This window comes from Nocardia sp. alder85J (assembly GCF_020176955.2).
Lineage (GTDB): Bacteria > Actinomycetota > Actinomycetes > Mycobacteriales > Mycobacteriaceae > Nocardia.
The window spans coordinates 41,703-49,553 of record NZ_JAIUCZ020000012.1 but is presented as its reverse complement, the minus strand read 5'-3'; the positions used below and the strand labels follow the sequence as shown (position 1 = coordinate 49,553).

6 protein-coding genes are annotated in these 7,851 nt (G+C 68.4%); 3 read left to right on the top strand and 3 right to left on the bottom strand.

The window, feature by feature from the left end; translation table 11 throughout:
* Positions 1–74 precede the first annotated feature (74 nt).
* From LBW94_RS35720 to LBW94_RS35710, 3 genes are all read left to right on the top strand, one after another.
* The gene (locus tag LBW94_RS35720; protein ID WP_266272961.1) at positions 75–356 is read left to right on the top strand and encodes a hypothetical protein; all 282 of its coding nucleotides are present in this window, start codon (positions 75–77) and stop codon (positions 354–356) included.
* Between the two features lie 67 nt (positions 357–423).
* Positions 424–747 carry a hypothetical protein gene (locus tag LBW94_RS35715; RefSeq protein WP_225056967.1) on the top strand — a complete coding sequence of 108 codons (324 nt, stop codon included), beginning with the start codon at positions 424–426 and terminating at the stop codon, positions 745–747.
* A gap of 23 nt (positions 748–770) precedes the next feature.
* A complete protein-coding gene (locus LBW94_RS35710) occupies positions 771–1,247 on the top strand; it encodes a GNAT family N-acetyltransferase (protein WP_225056966.1) in 477 nt (158 codons plus the stop codon).
* A 70-nt stretch (positions 1,248–1,317) separates the two neighbouring features.
* Here LBW94_RS35710 and dnaG read toward each other — a convergent pair whose 3' ends face one another.
* From dnaG to LBW94_RS35695, 3 genes are all read right to left on the bottom strand, one after another.
* Positions 1,318–3,120 (bottom strand): DNA primase, encoded by a 1,803-nt coding sequence (gene dnaG, locus LBW94_RS35705; protein WP_225056965.1) that lies wholly within the window; start codon positions 3,118–3,120, stop codon positions 1,318–1,320.
* Between the two features lie 41 nt (positions 3,121–3,161).
* Positions 3,162–5,339, bottom strand: coding sequence for a hypothetical protein (locus LBW94_RS35700; protein WP_225056964.1), 2,178 nt, complete (start codon positions 5,337–5,339; stop codon positions 3,162–3,164).
* 188 nt (positions 5,340–5,527) lie between these two features.
* Complete coding sequence (locus LBW94_RS35695; protein ID WP_225056963.1) at positions 5,528–7,825, bottom strand: hypothetical protein; 2,298 nt, start codon at positions 7,823–7,825, stop codon at positions 5,528–5,530.
* Between the last annotated feature and the right edge of the window lie 26 nt (positions 7,826–7,851).

Genomic DNA, 7,851 nt, shown 5'->3' with positions numbered 1-7,851 from the left:
AGTTTTCGGCGGCCTACGAGCAGCCGACAATTCGCGGCAACTCACAATATCGAATCCGGGGAGTTTCGATGATATTGACTACGATTCTAGTGGGAGCGGCACTGGCGCTGGTCGCGCTGGGCGCGATCTTCCCGTGGCTGTCCCGCTGGGGCGGCGTCCTCTTGATCATCGATTCGATGGGTGGCTTGCTGCTCCACCTCGGCCAGGGCTCCGCTTACTCGCTGATGTGGCTGGTCATCGGTCTCGCAGCCTGGCTGGTCGGCCACCTCGTCTACGCCCACCGCGACGGGTTCTGGCGATCCTGGCTGGCATTCCAGATTTTCCGGCTGCCCGGACTGCGCCTGGCCAGGCCGTAAGAGCAGCAGCGACCCCCGTGACCGAACGACACCCTCAGCCATACAGACCGTCTAGTATCCGAAACATATGTTCGAGGAATGGCCGGATAGCTTCGACCCACCGCTGCGGCGGGTCATCGATCCGCCCTTGCCGGTTGCCGTCCACCTGCCGACCGCGCTGCCGACACCCGCACCGAAGGGGTTCGGACAGAACAAGATTGCGATGCGGATCAAGGCCGGTGGGATCGACCTCATGGGCACGACGCCGGGCCTGCTCCGAGCCTGGGTACGTGCGAGCGAGGGGACCTGGTTCGGTTTGGTCGAAGTGGTCCTCCGCACCGGCAACGGGCGCGGCCGGCTGCGCGTCACCCAGCTGTGCCCGGCCGCGGCCATCCGACCGCGAGACGGTTGAGCTTCGGGGAATACCCTGCTGAGGTGACCGTCGATGTCCTCGACGCTCGTACGATCGGCGCGGAGGCCTCCACCGACTATGAGCGCTTGCTCGCAGCGTTGGATAAGCATCGGCTGCGGGACAGCCGTTTTCGGGCCGCGCGCTGGCTGGATCGGCACGCCGAGGATGCGTGGATCAGGCTCGTCGCCTGCCAGCACGACGGCAGCTTCGTCGGTTTCCTCGCTGGGATGCCCGCGACTGGTCACGTCTCGATCGTCGGTACGCTGAATCCCGGGCGAGGTGTCGGCTCGGCCTTGCTCACCGTGTTTTCCACCCGGGCCGCGGAGGCGGGCGCTTCTCGGCTGACGGTCAGTTTGGATACCGAGCCTGCTCACCGCATCAACCGTCGGCGCTTCTTCGCGGCCCACGGATTCACCAGCGTGCAGAACAGCGCGATCCACCTCGCCGCACCACTCGAGGTCACATCGCCTGCACCGTTCGAGCCCGAGGTGCTTCGGTGAGGACGAGGGCGCGGAGAGCGGATGAGGCCCTGGACCCGGTGCCCGTACTCGGGTCGGGGTCGGGTCCGGTCTAGCGCCGGGGCCGGTGGGCGGTGGACGAGCCGGGGTTCGATATCGGGCGCCGAGGTCGGCTCCGTTCGGCCATGGGTGCTCCGGCGGGAGACGGGGCCGAGTCGCTGCGACCGGTGGAGGACAGGCCGGAGATGACGGCGGCGATGTACGCGCTCGCGTCGGACTTCGCGACGGGGAAGGGTGTGACGATCAGTTCACCGACGAGGCGGGTGTCGCCGGCGAGGCGGGCGATCAGGCGTGTGACCCAGCCGGAGGGGTCTTGCGCTGCGGCGGTGGCACCGCCGCTGTCGGCGATCGCCTCACGCAGGCGCCGATGCTCGGGATGGTGGAATGCCTCCGCGGGCACGGCATCGAATCCATTGGCGGCAGCCAGCGACGCGTGATGCAGCGCTGCGTGCAGCGCTTTCCGTTCGAGTTGCTGTCCGTCGGGGACGTTCGCGGTGTCGGCGTCCGGCCGGGATCGCTGATTCGTCTCGACTGGCCCGCCACCCAGGACTGCGTTGGGCTCGACACCGCACCACCGGGCGACTTGCCGCCCGTATTCGCCGCGCGCGACCGGATCCTGGATCCGGTCGAGCAGAGCCCGTGCCCGACCGGTCGCAGCGACCCGGCCGGTAACCTCGGAAAGATCGAACTCCCCGACGGCACTGCGCAACACGAATTCGATGAGCGGTTGCCGGGCGCCGATCAGTTCGTGCAGGGCGGTGTCTCCTTCGTACCGCCGAAGGTCGCAGGGGTCGCGGTCGTTCGAGGCGATCGCGACCGACGATCTTCCCGGCATCGCTACCGCGTGCCCGAATGCTTTTCCGGCAGCGGCGATTCCGGCCGCGTCTCCATCGAACGCGTAGATGATCTCGGCGCGCCAGGCGGAGTCGTCGAGCAGCATGCGGCGCAGCACCCCGAGGTGGTGTTCGCCGAACGCGGTGCCGCAGGACGCGACGGCGGTGGTGATTCCTGCCGCGTGCATGGCCATCACATCGGTGTAGCCCTCCACGACGACGACCTGGTGGGTGGCGGCGATCCTCCGTTTGGCGTGGTCGAGACCGAACAGCACGTGAGACTTCTTGTACAGCAACGTTTCCGGGGTGTTGAGGTATTTCGCGGTGATGGGGTCGTCGGCGAACAACCGGCGGGCACCGAAGCCGAGCACTTCGTCGGCCCGGCTGCGGATCGGCCAGACCAGCCGGCCGCGGAAACGGTCGAGCATTCCGCCGCGCCGTCCCGGACGGGACAGACCGGCCGCTTCCAGCTCTTGACCGGTAAACCCTTGTTGTAGAAGGTGTTTGGTGAGGGTGTCCCAGCCGGTGGGGGCGAATCCGCAGCCGAAGGTCTCGGCGAGGGTGCTGTCGAAGTTGCGTTCGGCGAGGTATTGGCGTGCGGTGGCGGCGTCGTCAGTCGCCAGTTGCCGCTGGTAGAACTGGGCAGCGGCAGTGTTGGCGGCCAGCAGGCGGGCCCGGGTGTTGCGTGCGGCGGCGGCGGACGGACCGCCGCCTTCGTAGCGCAGCCGGTGACCGACCCGGTCGGCCACCAGTTCGACGGCCTCGCGGAACCCGATCTGTTCGTGCCGTTGCAGGAACGCGAACACGTCACCGCTTTCGCCGCAACCGAAGCAGTGGAACAGACCCCGGCTAGGGCGGACGTGGAACGACGGAGTCTTCTCGTCGTGGAACGGGCACAACCCCTTCAAGGAGTCGGCGCCGGCCGGTCGCAGCGTCAGATAGCTGCCGACGATCTCCTCGAGTCGCGCCAGTTCACGGACTGTCGCGATCTCCTGGTCCGGAATTCGCTTCGGCTGATTCATTTCTCCTGCCTGCCTAGTGGAGGTCTCCCCGGCTGTGCTGCCTATTTGCCCAGGCGTCTGCCGTTTCCGTTGAGTCCCGGTCGCGGCGGGAGATGGGCGCGACGGTTTTCGGGGCTCATCGGCTTCGAAGACCCGTGGGTGAGGTGAGGCGGGTCGGTCCCGGGCGCGGGGCTCGCGGTGGTGCGCGTGCGCAGCTGTTTCAGCGTGGCGGCCACGGCATCCGGGATCTGCACTTTCGGGATCTGCTGTATCCGATCGAGGTGCTGATAGTCCGTGCCGTAGGTAAGTGCCTGCACGAGGTCGCCGAGATCATGGTAGTCGGTGGCCGATTCCAGCTGGAACCATCTCGGGTGCCCGGGGTATCGGTTGTAGACGTTCAAGTTCCAGCGGTCCGAATCGCGTCCGATGGTCAGCTCACGGGTGGTGAGGTCGGGATCGGTGAAGCGGAGGTTCGCGGTTCCGAACAAGATGCGGCCCAGGGAAGCGGGCGAATCCAGGTTCTCGAGCGGAGGGGGAAGTGATTCGACTCGGTGACTCGGAAGCGGGGCCAGGGGATCGACGTCGAGGGTGGCCAGGGCCTCCAGCGCTGCCCGTTTTTCCGGGAGGCGCAGCAGCGGATGCCCGGTGATGCGGTCTCGCAAGTGGAGTTTCTGGTCGCTGAGGGTGTTCATCATGCCGCGGCGCACACTGGGAATGGTCTCGTTCGTGGCGGTGGCCAGGGTCAGCTGATATAGCCGCAGCGCGTCGTCGACGTCACGACCGCGCAGTCCGCCGGGCGCCGGTGGTGGCAGCGCTGCCAGCTCGTCGGCTCGCCGGCGGATCTCCGCCGGATACGGCGCGACGAACAAGGGCTCGTACTGTGCGGAGGGGTCGTTGACGATCTCATTCAAGCGCGCATGGATCTGCCCGCGATGCTCGAAGGTGGCCGTATGCTCGAGCAACTGTTCCAGCCGCAGTTCTATCTGGGTGATCTGCTCCTTGAACATCGGTCGCAGCGGCGATTCGACCTCGGGTAGTTCGCGCGACAGGCGTTGATATTGATCGCAGGCCAGCTGGATGTCCGCGTGCAAGAATCCCGAGGACGGTGTCCCGGTGGCCCAGCGGACCGGGGACGGCCGGGGAAGCACCCGGCGATCGGCGAGGGCGAGCTGGGCGTGGACGGCGCCGGAGCGGGTTCGCAGGTGAGGCTCGCCGAGCATCGCCTCGATTTCGCGGCGGACGTTGTCGCGGCGAACGTTGTCGCGGTGCCCCACCGATCCGGCCCCGGCCCCGGGCGCTGGGGTATCGGTGTAGACCTCCGCGTTGACGAGCCGGCCGGTCAGGTCGCGATAGCTGTCGACCAGTGTGGACAGCGTGCCGATGTCGACGGACGGGACACCGGTGACGTAGGTGCCGTCGAAGTCGCCGGTTTCGAGGTGGAGGGCTCTGGCGATGGCCCAGGGCCTGTCGGTGAGCACATGCCGCACGACTTCCGGCCCGCCCGCACGTATCTCGGTGACGGTGGCTTGCAGCTGGGCGGTGGGATCCACGCCGAGCCCGTGGGCGGTGGCGACGACGCGCAGCCATTCCCGGGCGTGCCGGGCTGTCGCGAATCGCTGGGTGAGATACGGTTCGGTGACCGCGGAGGCTGGTCTCGGACGTTCCAGGACTGCTCTGAACGGGCCGTCCGGGTGTGCCCACAGCGTCATGTCCGCGGCGCTGAGGCGAGCCCTGGCCCACCCGAGTCCCAGCCCGTTGAAGCCGGGCGCGACGGCATGATCGAATTCGGTGCGCCAGTGCTGCCGCCACTGATTTCGTGACGGCGACAGCGCCGGTAGGTCGATGATGGCGGATTCGTAGGCATCGAGGCACTCGAGAACGCGGATCTCCCGCGCGGTCCGATCGTCGAGTTCGAGGATGCCGGGGGCGACCACTTCAGCGGTGCGCGTCGGGTCCACGGCGACGGCGGAGAACCGCGCGGTGATCTGTGCCGGGGTGCCCTCGATGAGGTGGAGGTTTCTGATCGGCTGGTGCTCGCTGGTCAGTTCGGTCACGCTCGCGCGGTAGAAGCCGTCCGGTTCGAGGGGCTGGGAGCGGTAGAGCATCCATACTGCTGCCAACTGCTCGTAAGGCAGCCATTCGACAGCGGGTGCGTTACCGGCGAGGGCGGCGCGGTTCAGGGGTTCGAGCCGGGCCTGGAATCGCGGGGCGGGTAGTCCGTGAGCTAGCAGTACCGGCACCTAGTCCCCCTGGTGTGCAGTGGGATTCGGGCCGCCCCCGCATCTGAGGGTGCGGGATCGGTCGGGCGGGCTGCCCTGGCGGGCATCGGCGGTGGCGGTCATAGCGGTCTGCTGGGCGGAAGCAGCTGATCGGGAGGAAGTTCGCGGGGGCGCAGGGCCATGGCAGTGTCCTTTCTTCGACGACTCGGCTATCGGCGTGCGGTGGGGGCCGCATCGACGCGGTGGCGCGTCTGGGCGCGCCAGTACTGCTGGCGGCGTTGCTCTGGCGCCATGGGGCGGGCCGGGGTGTGGTGGGTGTCGCGGCGGTCGCTGGTCACGTGGTGCCCGGAGTTCGCCGGGCCGGCGGCCGGTGGCGAGTGGGTGGCGGAGCGCTCGGCCCATTTGGTTGACCGGTCTCGGCTGCGGCGGGCGTGCGCGGTGGCGAGTTCGGCCTGAGTGCGGATGGTGCCGCCCACGTCGTCGCAGACGGACTTGGGCACACCGGCGGTAGCGAGGTGCCCGAGCAAGCTGTCCAGTGCCGCGCTGTATCGGCGCCGGAGTCCGTCGAGGTTGCGCGCGTTGCCGGCGACCGCCTCGATCGTGTCACCCAGCGAGCCGACAATTCCCCGGATCAGGCCGTGATCGGTCGCTGGTTGTGGCGGGAGATCGGCCAGCACTCCGGTGCCGTCGAGCAAATGGGCCAGGCGTTTGAACACCCGCGACGGCCGGATCGCATCGTGGGCGGCGAATTGGTCGGATTGGACGAAGTTGCTGATGGTGGTTCGCAGGTCCTCGCCGACCCCGGCGGCGGACAGTTGCGTACCGAGTTCGGCTGCGGCCGCGGTGAACCGGGTGTAGCCCTCGGTGGCGGCATCGTCAGCGGTCGCGGCCTCGATCAGCGTGCGCACGGTGCGCCGAATCGGTTCGGGCAGTCTCGTTTCCGGCTGCGGCTTCTGCAAGGCGCCCGCCTCGGCGAGTATTTTGTTGACCTTGTCGACGGTGGCGGTTCGGAGGTCTCGGGCTTGTTCGGCCAGCAGGTTCCGGTCGGCCGCGCGTTTGAAGTCGTCGCCGATCCAGATCAGTGGCGGTGCGGAGGTGTTGCCGGTGTCAGCGTCGTACAGGATGGCCTGGATCTGGATGCGCTCGATGTCGGCCAGGGCGGGTTCGTGCCAGGCGATGCTCAGCAACTGGTGGCGTTGGGCACGCAGGTTATCGGCGAGCGTGAGCCACTCGGTGGTGATGGGCGCGTTGAGATCACCAGCCAGCGCCTGGGCGTACCCGTGCGCGGATCTGGTGTTGTCCAGGTATTCGGTGATCAGGCGATGCACCTCGATGCGCAACCTGGCACCGTCGACCGCCGTGCCGGTGGCAGAGTGCCCCAACTGCGGTGCCGGGCCGGTGACCGGCGCAGGCGGGGGCGGGACAGGGACGGGCGCAGGTGCAGGTGGGGGTGAGGCCGCGGGTGGGAAGGCCGGTGGCGCACGGCGGTCACCGCGGGCGGGGAAGCGTCCGCCGGTGTCGGGCCGGGGAGCAGCGCGACCGTTGTCGTGGGCGGGGGCGGGGGCGGAGAGCATGTCCGGTGCGGGACCGGCCTCGCCCACCGCGCCAGTGGGCGGGATCGGCGACAGAACCCTCGGTGGCGGTGGGGTTGCCGCCTCGAAACCGGGATCGGCCGGTGTGGTGGTCGGCGGCGGGTACACGGGGGCCGGAACCGATGGCGGGGTGGGCGGGACCGGATCCCACGTGGAGGTGGACAGCAGGTCGACTCCGCTGGCCGTACCGGCGCGCCCGGTGAGGTAGTCCACGTCGAACAGCAGTTGCGCTTTGTCGCTGGGGGACAGCCCGGTGTCGTCGAGCCGGTGTTGCAGACGGGTGCGGCCGGCGTCGAGTGCATCGGGGGTCAGGTTGGCGTCGACCGCTCGTGGTCCTACCCAGTCGGAGACCAGGCCGGTGACTTCGGCACGGGTCTGCTCCGAGACGGGTGCGGCGGTGAGCGCGGCGGTGATGTGGAGTGCCGCGGCTTCCTGCCGGAAAAATATCGCGCTGTTGGACATGGCCGCTTGCATGTAGTCGACCTCGTAGTCCGGGTCGACGTCGAGTGTGAGACCGGTGCGGCCGACAATCAGTCCGTAGTCGACCTCGTAGTGGTCGATCAGCCGGTCCAGCGCCTGCCTGGCGATGACGGAGTCGTCGCACCATGCGACCGCGTCGGTGAGAGCGGCTGCGATGTCTTCCCTGGGCATGGCGAAGGTGAGCCCTTGCAGCCGTTGTTCGGCTTCGGTGCGGGCCGCGACGATGTCGGCGGCGTAGCGGTCCAGCCGCCCGTCGTCGCCGTCGGCGATACGGCTTCGGGCGTCGGCGCGTAGCCGCACCTGCTTGGCCGCGCGATGCAGTGCCAACGCGACCAGGAAATAGGCCAGCAGTTGAAACGGGCCTTTAGGGGCGCGCCGGGCCGGAGCAGAGTCCGCGTCGCCGGTGGTCCGGCCGGTGGTCGCGGGAGAGGTCATGGCCGGGCCGTCGAATCGTCATGCTG

What these genes read in the sequence shown, in the direction of transcription:
- LBW94_RS35715 (WP_225056967.1), top strand. Translation starts at nt 424, where the DNA reads ATGTTCGAGGAATGGCCGGATAGCTTCGACCCACCGCTGCGGCGGGTC.
- dnaG (WP_225056965.1), bottom strand. Translation starts at nt 3,120, where the DNA reads ATGAATCAGCCGAAGCGAATTCCGGACCAGGAGATCGCGACAGTCCGT.
- LBW94_RS35695 (WP_225056963.1), bottom strand. Translation starts at nt 7,825, where the DNA reads ATGACCTCTCCCGCGACCACCGGCCGGACCACCGGCGACGCGGACTCT.